19 protein-coding genes are annotated in these 21,254 nt (G+C 38.3%); 5 read left to right on the forward strand and 14 right to left on the reverse strand.

Going from position 1 to position 21,254, the window contains the following annotated elements:
• Positions 1 to 3: 3 nt before the first annotated feature.
• The 7 genes from LZP85_RS12795 to LZP85_RS12825 all read right to left on the reverse strand — a co-directional run bounded on the left by LZP85_RS12795 (position 4) and on the right by LZP85_RS12825 (position 8,255).
• The gene (locus LZP85_RS12795) at positions 4 to 1,287 is read right to left on the reverse strand and encodes a lysine N(6)-hydroxylase/L-ornithine N(5)-oxygenase family protein (RefSeq protein WP_206782481.1); all 1,284 of its coding nucleotides are present in this window, start codon (positions 1,285 to 1,287) and stop codon (positions 4 to 6) included.
• Positions 1,266 to 1,862 carry a GNAT family N-acetyltransferase gene (locus LZP85_RS12800; protein WP_119544083.1) on the reverse strand — a complete coding sequence of 199 codons (597 nt, stop codon included), beginning with the start codon at positions 1,860 to 1,862 and terminating at the stop codon, positions 1,266 to 1,268. Before LZP85_RS12800 ends, LZP85_RS12795 begins: the two co-directional genes overlap by 22 nt.
• Entirely contained in the window at positions 1,862 to 3,604 is a 1,743-nt protein-coding gene (locus tag LZP85_RS12805; RefSeq protein WP_119544080.1) for an IucA/IucC family protein, read from the reverse strand. Before LZP85_RS12805 ends, LZP85_RS12800 begins: the two co-directional genes overlap by 1 nt.
• Positions 3,582 to 5,105: a pyridoxal phosphate-dependent decarboxylase family protein gene (locus LZP85_RS12810; protein ID WP_206782480.1), complete on the reverse strand. Its 1,524-nt coding sequence runs from the start codon at positions 5,103 to 5,105 to the stop codon at positions 3,582 to 3,584. The genes LZP85_RS12805 and LZP85_RS12810 overlap by 23 nt, the downstream gene beginning before the upstream one ends.
• Before the next feature lies 1 nt (position 5,106).
• Entirely contained in the window at positions 5,107 to 6,471 is a 1,365-nt protein-coding gene (locus tag LZP85_RS12815; RefSeq protein WP_119544082.1) for an aspartate aminotransferase family protein, read from the reverse strand.
• Positions 6,472 to 6,669: 198 nt separating this feature from the next.
• Positions 6,670 to 7,359 (reverse strand): copper homeostasis protein CutC, encoded by a 690-nt coding sequence (locus LZP85_RS12820; RefSeq protein WP_078989439.1) that lies wholly within the window; start codon positions 7,357 to 7,359, stop codon positions 6,670 to 6,672.
• Between the two features lie 347 nt (positions 7,360 to 7,706).
• Positions 7,707 to 8,255: a pentapeptide repeat-containing protein gene (locus LZP85_RS12825; protein ID WP_407681856.1), complete on the reverse strand. Its 549-nt coding sequence runs from the start codon at positions 8,253 to 8,255 to the stop codon at positions 7,707 to 7,709.
• Between the two features lie 156 nt (positions 8,256 to 8,411).
• Here LZP85_RS12825 and LZP85_RS12830 point away from each other — a divergent pair, with 156 nt between their 5' ends.
• Together LZP85_RS12830 and LZP85_RS12835 are read left to right on the forward strand one after the other, a co-directional pair.
• The gene (locus LZP85_RS12830) at positions 8,412 to 9,848 is read left to right on the forward strand and encodes a cryptochrome/photolyase family protein (protein ID WP_206782478.1); all 1,437 of its coding nucleotides are present in this window, start codon (positions 8,412 to 8,414) and stop codon (positions 9,846 to 9,848) included.
• Between the two features lie 121 nt (positions 9,849 to 9,969).
• On the forward strand, positions 9,970 to 11,535 hold the full coding sequence (locus tag LZP85_RS12835; protein ID WP_206782477.1) for a PAS domain-containing sensor histidine kinase: 1,566 nt from the start codon (positions 9,970 to 9,972) through the stop codon (positions 11,533 to 11,535).
• 16 nt (positions 11,536 to 11,551) lie between these two features.
• On the opposite strand, the gene LZP85_RS12840 is transcribed toward LZP85_RS12835, so the two are convergent.
• Together LZP85_RS12840 and LZP85_RS12845 are read right to left on the reverse strand one after the other, a co-directional pair.
• Positions 11,552 to 12,037, reverse strand: coding sequence for a metal-dependent hydrolase (locus LZP85_RS12840; RefSeq protein WP_025908291.1), 486 nt, complete (start codon positions 12,035 to 12,037; stop codon positions 11,552 to 11,554).
• 114 nt (positions 12,038 to 12,151) lie between these two features.
• Positions 12,152 to 12,319: a hypothetical protein gene (locus tag LZP85_RS12845; protein WP_167556114.1), complete on the reverse strand. Its 168-nt coding sequence runs from the start codon at positions 12,317 to 12,319 to the stop codon at positions 12,152 to 12,154.
• Between the two features lie 133 nt (positions 12,320 to 12,452).
• Between LZP85_RS12845 and LZP85_RS12850 the strand changes: the two genes are divergently transcribed.
• Complete coding sequence (locus tag LZP85_RS12850) at positions 12,453 to 12,683, forward strand: hypothetical protein (RefSeq protein ID WP_119543347.1); 231 nt, start codon at positions 12,453 to 12,455, stop codon at positions 12,681 to 12,683.
• Positions 12,684 to 12,793: 110 nt separating this feature from the next.
• Entirely contained in the window at positions 12,794 to 14,248 is a 1,455-nt protein-coding gene (locus tag LZP85_RS12855; RefSeq protein ID WP_119543346.1) for a carbon starvation CstA family protein, read from the forward strand.
• A gap of 52 nt (positions 14,249 to 14,300) precedes the next feature.
• Here LZP85_RS12855 and LZP85_RS12860 read toward each other — a convergent pair whose 3' ends face one another.
• The 4 genes from LZP85_RS12860 to gabT form a co-directional block, all read right to left on the reverse strand.
• Positions 14,301 to 15,725, reverse strand: a complete 1,425-nt coding sequence (locus LZP85_RS12860; RefSeq protein WP_025908288.1) for an NAD-dependent succinate-semialdehyde dehydrogenase — start codon at positions 15,723 to 15,725, stop codon at positions 14,301 to 14,303.
• A 14-nt stretch (positions 15,726 to 15,739) separates the two neighbouring features.
• Positions 15,740 to 17,164 carry an APC family permease gene (locus LZP85_RS12865; protein WP_206833568.1) on the reverse strand — a complete coding sequence of 475 codons (1,425 nt, stop codon included), beginning with the start codon at positions 17,162 to 17,164 and terminating at the stop codon, positions 15,740 to 15,742.
• Entirely contained in the window at positions 17,148 to 18,530 is a 1,383-nt protein-coding gene (locus LZP85_RS12870; RefSeq protein WP_206833572.1) for a sigma-54 interaction domain-containing protein, read from the reverse strand. Before LZP85_RS12870 ends, LZP85_RS12865 begins: the two co-directional genes overlap by 17 nt.
• Positions 18,531 to 18,657: 127 nt before the next feature.
• Positions 18,658 to 20,013 (reverse strand): 4-aminobutyrate--2-oxoglutarate transaminase, encoded by a 1,356-nt coding sequence (gene gabT / locus LZP85_RS12875; RefSeq protein ID WP_035320142.1) that lies wholly within the window; start codon positions 20,011 to 20,013, stop codon positions 18,658 to 18,660.
• A 259-nt stretch (positions 20,014 to 20,272) separates the two neighbouring features.
• On the opposite strand from gabT, the gene LZP85_RS12880 reads away from it, so the two are divergent.
• Positions 20,273 to 20,701, forward strand: coding sequence for a DUF2621 domain-containing protein (locus LZP85_RS12880; protein ID WP_025908284.1), 429 nt, complete (start codon positions 20,273 to 20,275; stop codon positions 20,699 to 20,701).
• Positions 20,702 to 20,731: 30 nt separating this feature from the next.
• Here the strand turns inward: LZP85_RS12880 and LZP85_RS12885 are convergent, their stop codons facing one another.
• On the reverse strand, positions 20,732 to 21,235 hold the full coding sequence (locus tag LZP85_RS12885) for a CcdC family protein (RefSeq protein WP_061786311.1): 504 nt from the start codon (positions 21,233 to 21,235) through the stop codon (positions 20,732 to 20,734).
• Positions 21,236 to 21,254: the final 19 nt, after the last annotated feature.

Genomic DNA, 21,254 nt, shown 5'->3' on the forward strand with positions numbered 1-21,254 from the left:
ACTTTACACACCAAACTGTTGAAATACATTCTTACTATAAACTTTATAAATTTCTTTTCCTGCAATTTGATTAATAATAATCGCATTCCGGTAAGGACCAAGCCCTAAATCTGGAGCTCCCACGCCGTGTGTATGAAGTTCTCCATTTTGAATAAACAAATTGACTTCAACGGGTTGAGTCCTGACTTTGAACTGCTCATCAATTTGCAACTGCCCACTTTCATCAACTAGTAGATGAGATTGTAAACTTTCTAAGCATGATGGAAAGCTGCTAGCATATCCTGTAGCCATAATAACAACATCACTTTTCAACTCTTTCACTTCATCTTGCTCATATTGATAAAGGGTGAGTTTATAGCCAGTTTCTTCTCGACTAACACTTTGAACCTCCGTTAGTGCTTGCATATGAATAGGAGAAGCTTTTCCACCAACGGTTCGTTCATACAAATGTTCATAAATGTCAGCAATCGTATCAAAGCTAATTCCTTTATATAAGAGATCTTGATTTTTTAACACATCTCTTTTTTTATCCTGATTTAAGTGATAGAAATAACGCGTGTATTCTGGTGAAAAATGCTCTAACCCGAGCTTTGAATACTCCATTGGATAAAACCCTTTAGACCTTGTATACCAATGGAGTTCATAGTTGTTTTCCTCTTGATGTTGCAACAAGTCATACACAACTTCAGCGGCACTTTGCCCAGAACCAACGACCGTAATATGACGAGCTTTAACTGTTTCATCACGATTTTGCTTATAGCAAGCCGAATGATAGAATCGATTATTTTGCAAATCTTTAAAATCAGCTGGAACGGTTGGATTTGTACCTACCCCTACTACTACATTTTTCGCGTAGTAAACAGTTGATTCACCATCTTCCTCAACTGTTACTTTATATAGCTGCTCTTCTTCTATTTCAATTTTCTGAACCTTACTGTTGAATTGTAGCCCTTTTAACTGACTAGCCACCCATTGACAATAGTGATTATATTCAGTTCGTGGAATGTGAAATTTTTCAAAGAAATAAAACTGATACAATCGCGCATGCTCGTGTAAATAACGTAAAAAGCTATACGGGCTGGACGGATTAACCATTGTCACTAAGTCCGCCATAAACGGAACTTGTAGCGTAGCTCCTTCTAAAAGCATACCCGGATGCCAGTTAAACTGAGACTTCTGATCAAAGCATTTATACGAGTATTCTGTTTCTTCTAATAAAGCTGCTAGGCCAAGGTTAAATGGCCCAATGCCCACTCCAATAACCTCTAAAATTCTCCTTGAATCCATGCGTTCCACCTACTTTCAAACACTTCTTGTTGACAATAAAGAAGCATTGCTGTTTTATCAGGAAGATCTACCGTCTTTAACTGTTGAAATCCACACTTTTCAAAAACATAAATCATCTTTTCATTTCGAATATCCGGTTCAGCCATAATACGCTTGGTTTCTGGCACTTCAAACATTCTCTTCATGAGCGTTAGCATTAATGGATAAATAAACCCCTTGCCAAGATAAGTTGGCTCGCCAATCAATAGATGAATGCCTTGATCTCCTTTTTCATAGTCATAATAATGACGGATTAGATCTTGGGAGACGATATACGACTCCCAGTAGCTCATCGCTTGCCCATCTATTTCACCAATTAATAATTGCTGATGTTTGTTCGCTAAAAAACGTTTTAAATGAGAGGCATACTCGGCTCTTGGCTTGTCCAAATTCCAAAACGGAATGACGTGGTCTTGATGCATCCAGCTATGCAAGCGGTCAAAATCTTGTTCAAACGTTACATAGCGAAACGTAATTTCTTTTTTTGTGTTGGTATCCCATACTGTAATAGGGTAGTCACTTTGAGCCAGTACCATCATTTATATACACCTTCTAGAACCGCAAGCGGATTCGTCACGTCTACGTAAACAGATTGTGTTTCTAGACTTCCAACTAGTTCATCCATATCATGAACGCGCGTTAATAAATTGGCTTTGCAAGGCAAGCTCTCTTGAGAAAGCATACTCTTGACTAGATTTGTATGATCATTCTTTGCATATTCTGAAATGACCGTACGCATCTGTTCAATCAACTTGCTTTCTTCAATTAGTCCACTTGTACCAAAAGCATTAATTAAACCAAATAAATGATTAAAGATAACATAATAACGGAATCTTTCTTCAGCAACCGCATCATCACAAACTGTATCGCTCATCTGATTCAAGTCTTTGATAAGCTTTTTGAGGCTTTCTTGTTTAGAGCGCATAAAATAATAGCCTTGGTTATCACGATAATAAAACGCTTGTGGATAGCCTTCTTTTGTCAATTTGATAATCGAGTTTTGTTGATGAGCTTCAAGCGCAATTCCTTTTTCTGTATACAGCCACATCATTGGCTTTAATGAAATGTCTAAATACTGCTTAAACCAATCTTGACTAACAGCTTCCAGTGATCGATTTTCAGCTTTGGCTAAACGATGAACAATCTCTTGAAGCTGTGTATGATGACGATACACATGATCTTGACATAAACTCGCTAAAAGAGTCGTTGAATCACCCTGTGAGCCTTTAAAAGGGTTTTCTCGAATTACAACCTCAAAGCCAATCTCTTCTTCACCAAGCGTTACGTATGCAAAATCTTTAATAATGTGAAAAGCAGGATGATAAATTTGTAGCTCTTCTTCTAAACCAGCACGTAAAAGTTCCGTTACCTCTACACCTCGGTACAGCTCTTTTCGTTTGTTGACTCGAAGTGAATTTGTAATTTTTACTGGTATCGAAAACTTATACATGACGTCTGCGCTTGAGTTATATACAGTTCGCACAGAAGAAGTAGGATAAAACGCTTGCCCTTGAGGACCTAGATATGAAAGTCGCCCGCTTTGAATCCAATCACAAACTTCTGATTTCCCAAGTAAATATCTTGCTTGAAGTGGATGCATTGGAATCAATACATTCTCATCGTCTTGGCAATAGTTAGTTTTGAATTCATCTGATACTTCTTCATCTTCTACCAACTGCTTTTTAATAACTAACCTTGCTTGTTCCAGCGCAGACCCCTCTTTGACCAATGAAGCTTCTGCGTAAAAATAGTGTAGTTGAAACTTCCCCTTTAGCTCTGGAGCAAATATTGTTTCTTCTTCAGGCAAAATGCCTTGTCTGCTTTTTGGGGTTGGATGAAGCTGATGTCCAATTAAAAGTGCTTGTTCTGATTGTAAAAAGCTTTTATCAGCCCCGTAACACTCTTGAAGTTCCGCTTGTCTCACTTCGATAAATTGCTTCATATTTTCGTAGCTTAATAGCACGCGAACAATCAATTCGTTTATTTGAAGTAAGTCTTCCGTTACTTCTTTCATTAGCAGCGCTAATAGCGTTAACAAATCTAGCTCCTGGCGCTCATGACCTTCTACTTGGTATGCCATTTGCTCGTTTAATAAATGACGCCCTGTTAGAGAACGATAATAAGCTGGGAAATAGAGCGTGACGGGCTGCTTTTCCAGGGTTAAAATAAGTTCTTCACCTTCCCCTACTTTTATCCATTTCCCCTTTCCTGTTTCTCTCACATAGCAGTTCACTACATTTTGCATTGTAATAAAATTAGCTGATTGTTGCGCATTCACGTAATGCTTCCTCCTTCTGCTCCAACTCGTTTCCAAGCTGAATCACTTCTTTTATAAGTTGTTTTAGGTTCTCTAACTCAATCATTGGATTCAACATTGTTACTTTTAAACATGCTTCTTGGTTTACTTTTGTTTTCGCTATAATATATGTTCCTTTTTCATATAACTGCTGCTGGATCATTGTATTAATCTTATTTTCAATATACTTTTGATTTTCCGCACTTTTCGCTAGCCTTTTACACTGATACTTAAATACAACAGCGTTCATCATCGGTTCGTTCATAACTTTAACCATTGAATTTTCTTGTAAGTATCCAGCTAGCTGTCTCGCATTTTGAATAGTTTGGTCAATCAATTTACCAAAGGCTGATGTGCCCATCATTTGAAACGTTAGCCAAACTTTGAGGGCATCAAACCGTTTAGTTGTTTGAATACTGCGGTTAACAAGGTGAAGATGCTCATCTTCTTCTGGATTTAAGTAATCTGCATAAAGCTGAATATGCTGAAAAGCTGTTTCAGCTTTCACAAAGAAAGCACCACAGCTAATGGGCTGATAAAACCATTTATGAAAATCAATCGTAATAGAGTCTGCAAGCTTTAACTCTTGAACTAGGTGTCTATTAGCTTTTGAAAACAACAGGCCGCCTCCATACGCAGCATCGGCATGAACCCACATATCATAAGTTGCTGCCAGTTGATGAATATCATGAAGAGAATCAATACTTCCAAAATCAGTGGTTCCAATTGTGGCTACAATGGCCATCGGAAGCTCTCCACTTTCTTTAGAAAGCTCTACCTTTGCACATAAATCATCCATGCACATCTCGTAGCGTTCATTTGTTTTAACTGGAATAACTGCATTCATCCCTAAACCAAGCTGCGCAGCGGATTGCTGAACCGTAAAGTGCGCTTTTTCAGAACAAAAGATTCGCAGTTTATTTGCTTCAGGGGGTAGACCTTCTTCTTGTACATTTGCTTTAAGCTTTCGCTTACAATAATCATTGCGAGCTAGTAGCATCCCCATATAATTTGACTGCGTGCCACCGCTTGTAAATACGCCACTTGCGGTTTCTTCATAGCCGATTTGTTTAACGCACTCTTTAATAACTGCGTCTTCTATATAAGTCGCAATTGGACTTTGGTCCCAAGAGTCCATCGATTGGTTGAGAGCTGTGATAAAGACTTCTGCGACCAAAGCAGGTATAGCTGGTGGACAATGCAAATGCGCCATTGCTCCAGTATGAGAAATATGCAGAGAATGCCTTAAAACAAGCTGTTCTATTGACTTTTTCAGTTCTGCGAACGCACGTCCATTTTCTTTGAATGTCATTTCATCATTAAAGTGTTCAAAGCGATCTTCTAGCTCCCAATGATGATAAGGCTTTTCAATTGTTTCATAATAGTTCGAAATCATCTCTATAGACTGATTCATTAACTGCTTATACGTTCTTACGCTTTGATTGTCCTTAGATAGAAACCATTGTTGATAATCTTGTTCCATCTTACCTTGTCACCCACTTAGCTTCTGCTGCTTTTACCGCTTCTTTAAAGCGCTCTAGCACATCATCAGCCTGAGCTTGACTTAAAATTAAAGGTGGTAATAAGCGAATGACTGCTCCATGTCTGCCTCCAACTTCTAGGATAACCCCTCGCTTAAAGCACTCTTGCTGAATCACCTTCGCTAGCTCTCCATTTCCAGGATGGGTTCCAATCTTATTTGCCGGCTTAGACCAATCGATGATTTCCACTCCAATCATTAACCCTCGACCACGAACATCTCCAATAGAAAAGCTATCGGACTGGATGGCTTTTAACTGCATTTGCATGTATATTCCAAGATCATGCGCATGTGCATCTAAAGCATGCTCTTTCACAAAGCTAAGCGTTGCTTTTCCCGTTGCCATTGCGAGCTGATTACCACGAAAAGTTCCAATATGAGCACCTGGTTCCCACTGATCCAACGCTTTATCGTATACAACAACAGATAGTGGTAAGCTACCCCCGATTGCTTTTGACAGCACAAGAACATCGGGCTCAATATCAGCATGCTGAAAAGCAAACATTTTACCCGTTCGACCAATTCCAGTTTGCACTTCATCAATAATTAACGGAATTTGACGCTCTTTTGTGATACGACGAAGCTCTTTCAACCACGCGATAGGAGCAGGTACTGAACCTCCTTCACCTTGAACAACTTCAACTACAATTCCTGCTGGTTTAACAATACCGCTTTCTGGATCGTCTAATAAGTTTTCAATGTATGTGCTAATTGCTTCATGACCACCTTCACCGATTCCAAAAGGACAACGATATTCGTAAGGATAAGGTAAGAAATGTGTATCTGGAACTAAAGCATGAATGCGCTCTTTAGGGCTTGTTGTTCCGCTAATACTTAATGTGCCGTGAGTAGAACCATGGTAGCCGCCCTGGAACGATAAAATTGTGCGGTTCCCTGTAGCCGTCTTTACAAGCTTTAACGCTGCTTCAATGGCGTCTCCACCCGTAGGTCCACAAAACTGCACTTTTGCTTTTTGGGCAAAATTAGCTGGTAAACTTGCAAATAACTCATCTACGAACGCTTCTTTAACCGGCGTAGTTAAATCTAATGTATGTAAAGGAATACGATCAGCTAGTACCTGTTGAATCGCTTCATGGACTACTTCATGATTATGACCAAGCGCTAAAGTGCCCGCTCCTGCTAAACAATCAATATACTCTTTGCCGTTCATATCTGTGATGATGACTCCCTCCGCTTTTTGAATAGCAATTGGAATTCTTCTTGGATAAGATCTTGCATTCGATTCTCGAAGTTCTTGCTGTGAAAGTAACGCTTCGTTTGTAGATTGATTTGTTATTGAAATAGACATGAATAATCCTCCTATTTATTTAAATGATAATGATTTTCACTACTAATTACATGTATAAGGATAAATGATAATGATTTTCAATGTCAACTAATTTTCTAAAAATATGCATTTTTTCCTAAACTCCTCTGTGTTAACTGGCAGTTTTTAATGCTGATTCTACTAAAAAAAGTGCTACTTTACTTCGTAGCACTTTTTCTCTTATTGCATTTTATTCATAATTTCTTTTGCTTTTTGCACACTTTTCTCATTTATTGGCTGTGTATATTGGCAATTAACTCGTATACCTGCTCCAATGCATACTTCTGTTAGATTGGTAACCGATAGAAAAGCCTGTAAATTTTCTGGTTTTAACCCCTTAGCTCCGACAAATATAAGATTTTCATTTCTCATTTGACGCAACATTTTTTTGATTTGTGGAATTCCGTTTAACGCACTTTTATCAGCTCCAGACGTCATAACCCGCTTTATTTCTGGATAATTCAATAATTTCCGAAGCCCTTCTTCTTGATTATGTAAGTCATCAAAAGCTAAGTTAAACGTCACATCCATTCCTTTAGAAGCACTTAGTAAAGCTTTTAACGTCTCTTCATCAATGGTTTTCTCTGACGTTAAGCAGCCTAAGATTACTCCTTCCACTCCCAGTTTCCTTGCTTCTTCGATATCATGAACCATCGTTTGAATATCGTCTTCATTGTATTGATACGACTGATTATGAGGTCGAATCATTACGTATACAGGAAGGGTAATCGCTTTTTTTATTTGTTTAATTAACCCATAGCTTGGGGTAATGCCACCTTCATTAATACTCGTGCAAATACTAATTCGATCTGCCCCATTCTCTTGAGCTAGCTTTGCATCATGCAATGTCGTCGCAATCACATCTATCATTACAATAAACACCCTTTCTTCTTCATTAATCTAGAGCATAGTAAACTCTCTTCAATATCGTACCATGCTTGAAAAGATGTCTTTTTCCTTACGAACAAAAAACGTCAGGTATAACCGTTGAAAACTTGGTTATTTCTCATGACGTTTTTATTATAAAAATGCAACAATTATACTCTATAACTTTAGAATCCTAGCTTTTTAACCATTTTTATTAGAAGTATCCGGGACTTCGCTTATTCGCATTATGCATTGGACCCATAGGCATCATGGACTTAGAAGGCATCTGTACGTTTTCACCTTGTACAAGTGGTGCATTCATACTTTGATTCATTGCAGGCATCAAATTGCTAGGCTTCTGACCGCATCCACAGTCTGCTCCTCCTGACATCGACATCCCCTGCATTGGTGGCATTGGCATTCCTTGCATTGGCATTCCTTGCATCGGCATTCCTTGCATTGGCATTTCTGGCATTGGCATTCCTTGCATCGGCATTCCTTGCATCGGCATTCCTTGCATTGGCATTTCTGGCATTGGCATTCCTTGCATCGGCATTCCTTGCATCGGCATTTCTGGCATTGGCATTCCTTGCATCGGCATTCCTTGCATCGGCATTCCTTGCATCGGCATTCCTTGCATTGGCATTTCTTGCATCGGCATTCCTTGCATCGGCATTCCTTGCATCGGCATTCCTTGCATTGGCATTCCTTGCATCGGCATTCCTTGCATCGGCATTCCTTGCATCGGCATTCCTTGCATCGGCATTCCTTGCATCGGCATTCCTTGCATCGGCATTCCTTGCATCGGCATTCCTTGCATCGGCATTCCTTGTGTCGGTTGATTCATTCGAGGATCGTGCATTGGAGTTGGTAAACTTCCATATACATGTTTCATTTATAGGGCTCCTTCCGTTACTATTACCGTTTTAACATATTCACCTTTCTTTCCGTTCGAATTTCGTCCTATTAAAAATAGGCAACATATTAAAACTTGGGCAATCGAATTATTTATGTTTATACTAGATAGCAAACTATTGAAAGAAAGGACGTTTATGATGGCTAATCCAACCATTGTATTACTTCGAAAAGATTTTCGCCTTGTAGATAATCCAGCTCTGTATCACGCTTGTCAAGATGGCCTAGCCATTCCTATTTTCATTTATGATGAGGCAGACTCTATGGGGGAAGCATCAAAATGGTGGTTACATCATGCTTTAGAGGATTTTAAACAGTCTATTCAACAATGTGGAAGTTCTTTAGTCATTCGAAAAGGTTCTCGATTAGAAACCATTGAATCTCTCATTAAAGAAGTAAACCCTACCGCAATTTATTGGAATACTAACTATGAACCAGATATAAAACAGCAAGAGCAACTTTTAATTCGCCTCTGTGATGAGTATGGAATTACAGCTCGTCAATTCGAAGGTTTTTTACTAAAAGAGCCTTCCTCCATAAAAAAACCGAACGGTGAACCCTATAAAGTATTCACTGCTTTCTATAAAGCTCTACAGAAATCTCGTATACCTGCAGCTGTTCCAAAAATAACGAAGTTAAAGGCGCTCCCGTTTTCAATTAAAACATGTGAACTAAACGAACTAAATCTTTTGCCAACTATCCCATGGGCAGCGACAATAAAAGAAACATGGACACCTACTGAAAAAGGTGGAATTAATATGTTTCGCCAATTTTTAAAACACAGCATTAAACACTATGATACAGGAAGGGACTTTCCTTCTAAAGAAATTGATTCAAAGCTTTCACCTTACTTAGCATTTGGTCAGCTATCAGTAAGAGTTCTTTATCACTACTTATTGTCTAAGGTGGAAAAAGTAAAGCACTCAACCTTTACTCATCAAGCTGAAGCGTTTATCCGACAGCTAGTATGGCGTGATTTCGCTTATCATTTGTTATATCATTTTCCGTCTACTATTAAAGAGCCTCTCAATAAGAAATTTATAGCTTTCAACTGGAAAAATGATATGGAGAGCTTACGCGCTTGGCAACAAGGACAAACGGGCTATCCACTTGTAGACGCAGGCATGAGACAGTTGTGGAAAACAGGATTCATGCATAATCGAGTTCGTATGGTCGCCGCTTCTTTTTTAGTCAAGCATCTATTAATTCACTGGCATTATGGTGCTGAATGGTTTTGGGATACACTTGTAGACGCTGACTTGGCTAATAATACGATGGGATGGCAGTGGGTAGCTGGTTCGGGAGCCGATGCTGCCCCTTATTTTCGAATTTTCAACCCTATTACACAATCTGAAAAGTTCGATTCTGAAGGTACTTATATCAAAAAATGGCTTCCTGAATTAAGAAACGTGCCAGCAAAATATATTCATGAGCCTTGGAAAGCCCCAGAAGGTGTGCTTCAAGAGATTAATTTAAGATTAGGAAAAGATTATCCACTTCCTATTATTGATCATAAATTTGCACGTGAAAGAGCTTTACATCATTATCACTCTTTAAAAAAACAAACCCAAAAATGAGACTTTGTATCTATCGAAAGAACTTCTCTTTTGGGTTTTCTTTCTACCAAGAACTGTTTAGAATGAGGTATAATATAACATAGAGCCTATATTTTACCTTACGGAAGATTGGAGTGATTCGATGCCTGTTTGTTCATCTTGCGGTTATCAAGAAGAATATAATTTTTGCAGAATGTGTGGTACACCTGTAAAATATCAATTTAACGAAAACCAAGCGTTATCTTTTCATCAGCTAAAAGATCGAATCATTACAGATAATATGCGAGATTTAATCACCGTTGTGGACCAGCATGGGCATTTAATTTATAACTCCCCTTCTCATTTATCCGTATTAGGTTATTTACCAACAGAAGAAGGACAGTCTTTAAACTTTAGCGTAATACATCCTGATGATATAGATCAGATACGACATAAATTAAATCAAGTGTTTTCATTAAAAGTTGAAATGAGTGCAGAATATCGTTTACTAAAAGACGACGGCTCTTATATTTGGGTTGAGGGGCGAGGGATTCCATCTGTAAAAGATGATCAAGTAACCTACGTTGTTATTACCGCTCGTGATATTCAAGCTCGTAAAGAAGCGGAAGAGCATTTAAAGCAAAGTGAAATTCGCCATCGCTTAATTCTCTCTCACACGCACGATTTAATTTGCGTAGTCGGAATCGATGGTTGCTATGAATATGCTTCACCCTCTTACCAGTACACACTCGGCCTTCTTCCTTGTTCCTTAATTGGGAAGGATGTACTTCTTCATGTACATGAAGATGATCATGCAAAAGTAGCAACTGGAATTGAAAACATGAAGTTAACAAAAACAGCAAGTACTTTTCATTATCGAAAGCTACATGCTAATGGCACTTCTATTTTGCTTGAAGGAAAAGGCGTACCTATTGTTAATGATGGAAAAGTTGAAGGTTTTGTGTTCGTCTCTCGTGATATAACAGAACAGCGAAAGCTTGAAGAAATGATGAGAAATGCTGAAAAATTATCAGCAATTGGGGAATTAGCTGCAAGTATTGCTCATGAAATTAGAAATCCTTTAACCACGATTAAAGGTTTCTTACAACTGTTTAGTGAAGAATATCAAAGTGCTCAGGATATTGCTTATCGTCGCATGATGCAAAGTGAAATTGATCAAATTGAACAAATTGTAAATGAATTTATGAGTTTAGCCAAACAAGAAGTTCAACCTTACGAGCCCATTGATTTACTTGCTTTATTGAAAGATGTGACAAAACGTTTCTCCCAAGCTTTTATACACCAAGGCATTAAAGTGGTTTATGAATACAATACTGCTCACGGTAACTTTGTCATTCATGGACAACCCCATCAATTAAAGCAGGTATTTATACATGTCATTCAAAATGCAATTGATGCGATGCCTCTTGGAGGACAAATTACGGTCTCTTTTAACAAGGTAAATCAACAGCACGTTACTATTCAAATTATGGACAATGGTTGTGGCATGGATGCTGATCGAATAAAAAAAATTGGTCAACCTTTTTATACAACAAAAGAGCACGGCGTTGGATTAGGCTTAACTATTTGTAATAAGGTTATACATGAGCATAAAGGTACACTTAGCGTAACAAGCATGCTTCAAGAAGGTACAACAATTGACGTTATGTTACCGATTACACATGTTGAAGCCAATTCTATCTTAATGTTAAAAACCCCGACTAGTTAAGTCGGGGTTTTTAACATTAAAACAGCTGAGAATATAAGCTATATTTGTACAAGAAATAAATGATAAGACCTATTGCTATGTAAAAGATAAGCTGTTCTGAGGGTTTCCCTGTTTCGTATGTGAGAGGCGATTTTATTTTCTTTCGTACAATGGGCCAAAATAAAGGCACACCTCTTTTTGAAAAGAAGTCGCCTATTACATGAAAGATATAGCCACACGCTATCCCAAACAACCATTCATATGAATATAGCTGATATAAATAAAAAATAAGTCCACAAACAAGAAGTGAATGTGTAATTCCACGATGCCCAAAAATGCTTTTAATTACTTTTGCAAGCCCAAACGATCTTCGTCCAACGTATGAGTTTGGCTCATCGATATCGGGGAGCAATGATCCAATGGCTATGCCTACGACGTATGGAAAAGTAAAAGCGACATCTGTCTGAATCGCTACTCCTGCACCGGCAGCAATCGATGTTGCAATATGTGTATGGTATCTCAATTTTGCCACCTTCTTTCTTATTCAATTTATGAACGAAAACTCAAAAATAGATACATACGTTCGCTCATGGTTAACTATAAGTGAAGGTGGCAAAATTGTCAAAGAAATCTCAAACTATGACACTTGCATACCGATTAAACCTACAGCCATGACTAAGAAGCCAATCAGTGCGCGCTTTCCATTTTGCTTTGCTTGTCCACTTTTATTAATGATGGCATACACAAATGTACAAGCATACAGTGCAAAAGCTAAAAATCCTAGTATTGTGACGTACATAAACATGTTTTTTCTCCTTTATCACCAGTGTATCCTTTTAGCATAGCTTCTTCGAAATAGAAAATCTAGCCTTTACACAAAACTCATTTTATTTTTCTCATTCAACATGGTCATACTACTTAAAAAGGAGGAATAAAAAATGCATACAGAACAATTGCAGGATGTCTTTGACTACTATGGATTACAACCTTTATATCATAAATTTGAGCACTCGTTTAAAGCAATGGGACTATTTCAATCTATCCCCCGTCATATGATTGAAGACTTTTTGGATACTTACTCTTGTGAAACATTTGATACTTTTTCCTTTGAAGAGTTTTGTTTTTTGTTTTTAGACTTTAAACATTACGTTCAAGATGATTCTTCTTAGGATCTGTCTTTTTACTAAATTTGACTAAAAGGTCCTTTTTCTTTTAATAACTTTCTAGTATACTAAGTTTAAGAAACCGTTTTCATAATACTTAGTAAAGGACTGATACGATGATTACATTTTTACTTTCGTTTGTGCTATTACTCATTGGGTATTTGACTTATGGAAAAGTAGTCGAGCGCGTATTTGGAGTGAAAGATTCTCGACCAACTCCTGCCTATGCAATGAAAGATGGCATTGACTACGTACCGATGAATAATAAGAAGAATTCTTTAATTCAACTATTAAATATTGCCGGTGTTGGTCCAATTTTCGGACCTATTATGGGAGCGCTTTATGGTCCCGTAGCGTTTGTTTGGATTGTAATTGGAGCAATCTTTGCAGGTGCTGTACATGATTATTTAACTGGTATGATTTCCATTCGAAACCGTGGTGCTCATATTCCTGAATTAGCTGGAAAATTTTTAGGAACTTTTTCAAAACACATTGTAAACGTTTTCTCAATTTTACTACTCATTTTAGTCGGAACTGTATTTATTACATCACCAGCGGCTTTAATCAATGACTTAGCCAATGGAACCATTCCGCTGACTATCATTATCTTTGCTATTTTCGTTTATTATATTCTTTCTACAATTTTACCGATTGATAAAATTATTGGACGTATTTATCCAATCTTTGGTGCATTTCTAATTATCAGCGCAGTTGGTGTAGGAGCCATGCTTGTTGTAACAGGGGCACCTATTCCAGAGTTAACGTTTACAAATATGCACCCTGATAACATTCCAATTTTCCCACTCTTATTTTTAACGATTTCTTGTGGTGCATTATCAGGCTTTCACGCCACGCAATCACCAATTATTTCACGTACATTGCAAAATGAAAAATCCGGGCGCAAAATTTTCTACGGTATGATGATTGCAGAAGCTGCAATTGCAATGATTTGGGCTGCGGCAGCTATGAGTTTGTTTGATGGTCGTGATTTAAATAGTATTATTAACAGTGGTGGTCCAGCAGCCATTGTATCTGAAGTATCAACGTTGATGCTTGGTGCAATTGGGGGTACGCTTGCTATTATCGGAGTCATTATTTTGCCTATTACATCAGGCGATACGGCTTTCCGCTCCGCTCGTATGATCATCGCTGATTATCTGAATTTTTCGCAAATTAAGTTGCCGAATCGTTTAATCATCGCTGCACCTTTATTTGTTATTGCATTTATCTTAACTAAAATTGATTTCACGTTGTTATGGCGCTACTTCTCATGGGCTAACCAGTCAACAGCAGTCATTGCCCTATGGATCGCATCGATGTATCTAATTGTAAAAGGGGCTAATCATTGGATTTCAACGATTCCAGCATTGTTTATGACGATGGCAACGACAACTTATATTATGAATGCACCAATCGGATTTAATTTACCAATAACCGTATCTTATATAATTGCATTTGCAGTAAGCATTATCTTTTTATTTTTATTCTTTAAAAAGGCAAAACAAAATATCGCAAGCGGCTTGGAAATTGACTATACACATCCAAAGTCACCCAATCAAGCAGCTGGATAACAAAAAGGTAGCTCCCATATTTTCTGGGAGCTACCTTTTTTCACTTGTTAAATTAAAGTCCTAATGAGATGTATTTTACTTCTAAGTATTCCTCAATTCCAAAGTGGCTTCCTTCTCTACCAAGTCCACTTTCTTTAAAGCCACCAAACGGAGCTTGTGGTGTTGATGGCAGGCCATCATTTAACCCCACAATTCCATATTCAAGAGCTTCTGCAATACGGATTGCTTCTGAGATATTTTCAGTAAATACGTATGCTGCTAAACCAAATGGTGAATTATTCGCACGACGAATTACTTCTGCTTCATCTCGATAAGTAGCGATTGGAGCGATTGGTCCAAACGTTTCTTCATACATACAAAGCATTTCATCTGTAGCGCCTTTGACAACAGTTGGCTCTACAAACAAACCACTTCCTTTTGTTAAAACAGATCCACCAGTGACAACATCTCCACCTTTTTCTACTGCATCATCTAACTGCTTCTGAACTTTTTCTAACGCTTTTTCGTCGATTAGCGGTCCAATATCTGTTCCTTCTTCTAAACCGTTACCAATCTTTAGTTGTGAAACTGCTTGTGCAAATTGCTTTGTAAACTCCTCTGCAACTTTTTCGTGCACATAAATACGGTTCGTACATACGCATGTTTGACCAGCATTGCGGAATTTAGATGCGATGGCATTTGTTACTGCTTTATCTAAATCTGCGCTTTCTGTTACGATAAACGGTGCATGTCCACCAAGCTCAAGTGATACTTTTTTCATTGTATCTGCTGCGCCTTTCATCAATAGCTTTCCAACAGCTGTTGAACCTGTAAATGACAGTTTACGAACACGACCATCTTCCATCCAAGCTTCACCAATTGATTTCGCATCTCCGGCAACGACGTTAATTACTCCTTTTGGAATACCTGCTTCCGTTGCTAATTCAGCTAAGCGTAATGCAGTTAAAGGAGTTTGTTCAGCTGGCTTAATGACAGCCGTACAACCTGCCGCCAAAGCAGGAGCAACTTTACGTGTGATCATTGCAGCAGGAAAGTTCCAAGGCGTAATAGCCGCCATTACACCAACTGGTTGTTTATGAACAAATAAGCGCTTGTTCGGAGCTGATGCCGGAATTGTTTCACCGTATATTCGCTTACCTTCCTCTGCATACCATGATACAAATCCGTTCGCATATCCAATTTCACCTTTTGCTTCTTTTAATGGTTTTCCTTGCTCAATTGTCATTGTTTCAGCTAATTCGTCGGTATACTCTTCAATTAGCTGATGCCATTTCATTAATAATTTTCCGCGTTCTTCTGCTGTTTTCTTGGACCATTCTAAAAATGCTTCGTATGCTGCATCTGCTGCTAATTTTGCTTCTTTAGCCCCACCTTTGGCAACTGAAGCTACCACTTCATTTGTAGCTGGATTCACAACGTCGAACGTTTCAGACGTTTTTACCCACTCACCGTTAATATATAGATTTGCTTGTTTCATGAATGATCACTCCTTTAATTAATTTTCGCATCAACCGAGCTGTCGGTATCGTTTACTTGTATTTCTTCGTCATTGCTATGATAAACCCCTTTGTTCATCTTAATAAAGAAATATGCTCCGATAAGGGTCCAGCCTAGTACCATAACCCACTCATACGGCCAAATAAGAGCAGCTGGCATTCCAGGCATATATAATGCAATGAATCCAATGCTAAAGATGACTCCTAACCAACCGATAAAAGTTGTTTTTCCTGCTTTAAATGGACGATCCATTTGCGGTTCTTTTTTACGTAAAGCTACAAACGATAACGCAACCATTAAGTAAGCTATAACGATTCCTAATCCACCTGCATCTACAATCCATACAAGTGCAGGTCTGCCCAATAATGGAGCAAACACTGCTAATGCCCCTAAAAAAATAACCGCATTGGAAGGTGTATTATATTTAGGATGAAGGCGACCAAACCATGCTGGCAACATTCCATCTTGCGCCATCGCATAAATAACACGGCTTCCCCCGATAATAAATGCGTTCCAACTCGTCACAATTCCTGCAATACCGCCAATGATCAAAATTTTCCCGAATAATGGTGAATTAAACGCTGCCGCCATCGCATCAGCAGTTGCTAATTGCGAAATTTCTAGAGCGCCTTTATCTAATGCCATCCCTACGCCCAAAGCAATAAACATATAAAATACAATTGCAGCACTTACAGAAATAATTAAAATCTTACCAATTTCTCTTGCCGGTAAATTAGCTTCTTCTGCTACTTGAGGAATAACATCAAAACCAACGAATAAGAACGGTACCATGACTAGTACGGTCATGATGCCACCTGCTCCCCCAATAAATAATGGGTCCAAGTTCTTTGTATCTCCGTTAATCCCTGATCCCAAAATTAAAAGAATACCAATACCAACAATTGCAACTGTTAGTACAACCTGTAAAAAGGCCGCTGTTTTGAGACCGAAATAGTTGATGGCTGTTAAAATAATGGCTCCTACACTTCCAACTAATACCCACGTTAAGTAAACGTCCCAGCCGTTGATTGTCCATAAATATCCTGTTTGATAATTAGGAATTAAGTAGTCTAGAACCGTAGGAAGCGCTACTGCTTCAAACGTTACTACAGATACATACCCTAAAACGATTGCCCATGAACCTACAAACGAAGCCTTTTTTCCAAGGCCTCTTTTTACAAATACATGCTCTCCGCCTACTTTTGGCATAGCTGATGCTAATTCAGCATAAGTAAGTCCTACAAAAATAACGAGTAATCCTCCAACTAAAAAAGCAATTAACGTTCCTAATGACCCAGCCGAATTTAGCCAAGTACCTGATAGTACGACCCAACCCCAGCCTAACATGGCTCCAATAGCTAAACATAATACATCGAATTTTGATAACACCTTATCCAATTGCTTAGGTTGCTTGCTCATCTCCTTCATCCATCCCCTCTAGATACTTCCTTATTTTTCGATTCGCTTGTGACTGACTAATCCCTAATTGCTCTGCAACTTTGTAAGAAGATTCGTACTTTTCATAAGCTTCGACCACCATTTTTCTCTCTATTTCTTCTACGACTTCTGGCAATGTACGAGTGTGTTTATGAACTGAAAAGTCCTGTTCGAATGGTAAATCTTTTAGCGTTACTACATTGTCACTTGTAACGACAAGACGTTCAATCATATTTTCAACTTCTCGCACATTCCCCTTCCACTCCTGTCTACTAAACGCATCCAATGCTTTTGGTGAAAGCTCCACTTTGCGGTCATACACTGCATTAAAATGATTTAAAAACTGATAGACCAGCGGTAAAATATCTTCTGCCCGTTCACGTAAAGGAGGAATTGTGATGGGGACTACATTCAAACGATAATATAAGTCTCTTCGAAATAACCCTTTGTCCACCATCGCCTCCAAATCTTGATTGGTTGCAGCAATAATGCGCACATCTACTGGAATTGTTTTACTTGAACCGACAGGCCGAATGGTGCGGTCTTGAAGCACATGAAGCAATTTACTTTGTGCTTGTAACGATAGTTCACCAACTTCATCTAAAAACAAGGTTCCTCCGTTTGATAGCTCGATAATACCTTTTTTCCCTTCACGAAACGCTCCTGTAAATGTTCCACCTTGATAACCGAACAGCTCCGATTCAATTAGCTGATCTGGTAAAGCAGCACAGTTAATTTCATAATAAGGAGCACTCTTTCTAACACTTAGCTGCTGAATTAATTTTGCCACCCTACTCTTTCCAACACCCGTTTCTCCAAGTAAAAGAACGGTTGTATGAACAGAAGCAATTCGTTGAACAATAGCAAACACTTTCTTCATTGCTTTGCTATTGGTAACAATGCCCTCTAGCTCTACAGAATCAGACATCTCTTTTTGGTAACTCTCCAGCTGCTCTTCCATCTGTTCTACTTTATTTTTCAACTGCATTAAATCCGTTAAATCACGGGAATAGCTAATGACGCTTTTCAACTGCTTACTTTCATCAAAAACGGGACGAGTCCGAACATGCAAATACCTACCTGAACTTGTTTTTTGCACAAGTTCTAGCGATGTATTGGATTCAATTACCTGAAGCGTCGCCGAGGGATAAAAAATCCCCATTTCTTGAAGCTCCTTTACGTGCTTTCCAATAAACTCTTCCGCTTTCAGATGGTAATTTTTTTCACACTGTGAATTTACCATCACGACATAACCTTGCGCATCCGTAACAAAAACTTCATCAAAGGATGACTCAAAGATATCGTAAAGTTCTTGATTCATATAAGACATATTCTCGCTGTTGCTCATTAACTAAATCACCTTTTCATCAAAAATAGTATTCATTCATTTTATCAGAAAAGTTTGGTAACGAAAATGGTACTTCTATTAAGAGACAAAGGACAAGCGGGTGGCCCTTGTCTCACCATTCTTATTTTTATACATTCACGAGTTGTTGTACACTTGCAGCTAACGATTCTTCCACAATTTGCAGCCCTTCTTCAAGCTGTTCATCCGTGATGACAATCGGCATTAAGAAGCGAAGTACGTTGCCATAAACCCCTGCACTTAGCAACAATAACCCTCTTTTATTTGCTTCTTGCACAACTTTTTGCGTTAATTCTTTATTTGGCTCTTTTTTAACACGATCTTTTACTAATTCTACGGCGCACATTGATCCAAGACCTCGGATATCGCCAATTACATCATAGCTTTCGCTTAACTTTTCAAAGCGTGCGCGCACAATTTCCCCAAGAACATCACTGCGCTCGTTTAGCCCTTCTTCTTCAATAATATCTAATACAGCTAACGCTGCTTCACAGCCTAAAGGACTTCCGCTATACGTTCCACCAAGTTCCCCAGGATTAGATTCGTCCATAATTTCAGCTCGACCAATAACGCCACTAATTGGTACGCCAGCACCTAATGATTTTGATACTGTGATCAAATCCGGCTCAACATCAAAGTGCTCAATTCCAAAATAACGACCTGTTCGTGCAAAACCGGCTTGAATTTCATCTGAAACAAATAAAATTCCATTCTCTTTACATACGTTATATACTTCCTGAACGAAGCGCTTGCCAGGAACGATAAAGCCACCTTCTCCTTGAATTGGTTCCATAACTACTGCTGCTACTGTTTCAGGTGCTACTTCATTATTCAAGAAGTTTTTAAACTCTGAAATGATATAGTCCTCATAAGCTTCTTCAGTTAACCCTTCTGGTCTACGGTATGCATAAGGATAAGGAGCTTTGTATACCTCTGGAGCAAATGGTCCGAACTCAAACTTATACGGTTTTACCTTGCTTGTCATCGTCATTGTCATTAATGTACGTCCATGGAAACCACGAGTAAACGAAATGATGCCTTGACGTTTTGTATATTTACGAGCAATTTTCACAGCATTTTCCACTGCTTCAGCACCGCTGTTTAACAATAATACTTTTTTATCAAAGTTTCCTGGTGCAATAGCTGCTAATCGTTCACACAATGCTACGTATGATTCATACATCACTACATTAAAACCTGTGTGGATGAATCGATCAACTTGCTTATGAAGCGCTTCTTTTACTTTTGGATGTCCATGACCGACATTAATTGTTCCGATAGCACCAACAAAATCGATAAACGTATTGCCGTCAACATCTGTTACTAAAGCACCTTCTGCCTTTTCAGCAAATGTTGGAATACCGTAACTCACACCTTTTGGCACAGCTTTATGTCTACGCTCTAATAGTTGTTTTGCATTTTTACCCGGAAAGTTTTTATCTACCTGACTGAATTGTCTGCTCATTATAATCTTCCTTTCACTAGTTAATTTCCTCACTCTTTTAATATGCAAGAAGCGTGCCAACTCTAAAAGTTTAATTTTTTCGACATTTCTGAACAATTTTCTTTTTCTATATAAGTCACAAATGACTCAATCAAGTCATTTGTGACTTATATAGACTTTTTATTCTTCTAAACTAGCTGTTGCCACGTTTATCCACTCCTCGCTATAATAAAGACAAAAGCTATATATTGCTAAGAGCATAATACATAGGGGGGATAAAATGCTTGAGGGATGGTTTTTGTGGTTCATTGTACTATGGGTTGTCATATTGGTTAGCTTGTTTGCAATCGGTGGCTTTTTTATGTTTCGAAAATTTTTAAAGCGGTTACCAAAAGAAGATGGAAAGTCAATTCTTGATTGGCAAGACTATTACTTAGAGCAAACGATTCACTTGTGGTCTAATGAACAAAAACAGTTATTGGAAACGCTTGTACAACCTGTTCCTGAGCTATTTCGCGACGTAGCTAGGCAAAAAATCGCCGGTAAAATCGGTGAACTTGCACTTCAAGAGCAAGCCGCAAGTATTACGGAAGATTTAATTATTCGAGGATACATTACGGCAACTCCAAAACGAGATCATAAGTTTTTGTTAAAAACATTAAAAGCTCAACGTATCGATCATTCTCCGTATCAACATTTATTTGAATAGACAAAAAAGGTGTCCCGTATGGACACCTTTTTAAATCATTTTATTCATCAAGTTGTGCTGCAGCTGTTGCTCAAGTTTTTTATACGAACGATACATCGCAATGCGCCATGGCACAATCATACCGAACGCTAAAATCCAAAACATCCCCCCAAGAGCGCCTACATCGATTGTTGAGCTTAAATATAGTTTCATGACAACGCGAATGAGTAACAATGCAATAATAATAAAGATAAACGCTTTTGACTGTTTTAAATAAATATCATCATCACGCACTTCAAACTTTGATGTTTTTATTAGAAATAATGAAAAGAACAGGCCAACTATCAAAGCCTCTAAAAATTCAGCTCCAGTCACTCGAAAAACTGGAAAAATAAACATCAACGCTCCCGTACTCATAAAAAAAGGTGGTAAAATGATTTTTTTAGCATTTACCGGCTTTTCAGATGCTTTCATCCTCATAAAAATAATGAATGAACCCATTAAAACAGCAAAAATCGTGGAAGCATAAATCAAAGTAACCCCTTCTTTACTCATAGTATACTTCCTATTATAA

Origin of the sequence: Priestia flexa (genome assembly GCF_021441905.1) — a bacterium.
In the GTDB taxonomy this organism is placed as follows: Bacteria; Bacillota; Bacilli; order Bacillales; family Bacillaceae_H; genus Priestia; species Priestia flexa.

Coding starts and splice junctions, on each gene's coding strand:
- LZP85_RS12795 (WP_206782481.1), bottom strand. CDS start 1,287: ATGGATTCAAGGAGAATTTTAGAGGTTATTGGAGTGGGCATTGGGCCA.
- LZP85_RS12800 (WP_119544083.1), bottom strand. CDS start 1,862: ATGGTACTGGCTCAAAGTGACTACCCTATTACAGTATGGGATACCAAC.
- LZP85_RS12810 (WP_206782480.1), bottom strand. CDS start 5,105: ATGGAACAAGATTATCAACAATGGTTTCTATCTAAGGACAATCAAAGC.
- LZP85_RS12815 (WP_119544082.1), bottom strand. CDS start 6,471: ATGTCTATTTCAATAACAAATCAATCTACAAACGAAGCGTTACTTTCA.
- LZP85_RS12820 (WP_078989439.1), bottom strand. CDS start 7,359: ATGATAGATGTGATTGCGACGACATTGCATGATGCAAAGCTAGCTCAA.
- LZP85_RS12830 (WP_206782478.1), top strand. CDS start 8,412: ATGGCTAATCCAACCATTGTATTACTTCGAAAAGATTTTCGCCTTGTA.
- LZP85_RS12835 (WP_206782477.1), top strand. CDS start 9,970: ATGCCTGTTTGTTCATCTTGCGGTTATCAAGAAGAATATAATTTTTGC.
- LZP85_RS12845 (WP_167556114.1), bottom strand. CDS start 12,319: ATGTTTATGTACGTCACAATACTAGGATTTTTAGCTTTTGCACTGTAT.
- LZP85_RS12850 (WP_119543347.1), top strand. CDS start 12,453: ATGCATACAGAACAATTGCAGGATGTCTTTGACTACTATGGATTACAA.
- LZP85_RS12855 (WP_119543346.1), top strand. CDS start 12,794: ATGATTACATTTTTACTTTCGTTTGTGCTATTACTCATTGGGTATTTG.
- LZP85_RS12860 (WP_025908288.1), bottom strand. CDS start 15,725: ATGAAACAAGCAAATCTATATATTAACGGTGAGTGGGTAAAAACGTCT.
- LZP85_RS12865 (WP_206833568.1), bottom strand. CDS start 17,164: ATGAGCAAGCAACCTAAGCAATTGGATAAGGTGTTATCAAAATTCGAT.
- LZP85_RS12870 (WP_206833572.1), bottom strand. CDS start 18,530: ATGAGCAACAGCGAGAATATGTCTTATATGAATCAAGAACTTTACGAT.
- gabT (WP_035320142.1), bottom strand. CDS start 20,013: ATGAGCAGACAATTCAGTCAGGTAGATAAAAACTTTCCGGGTAAAAAT.
- LZP85_RS12880 (WP_025908284.1), top strand. CDS start 20,273: ATGCTTGAGGGATGGTTTTTGTGGTTCATTGTACTATGGGTTGTCATA.
- LZP85_RS12885 (WP_061786311.1), bottom strand. CDS start 21,235: ATGAGTAAAGAAGGGGTTACTTTGATTTATGCTTCCACGATTTTTGCT.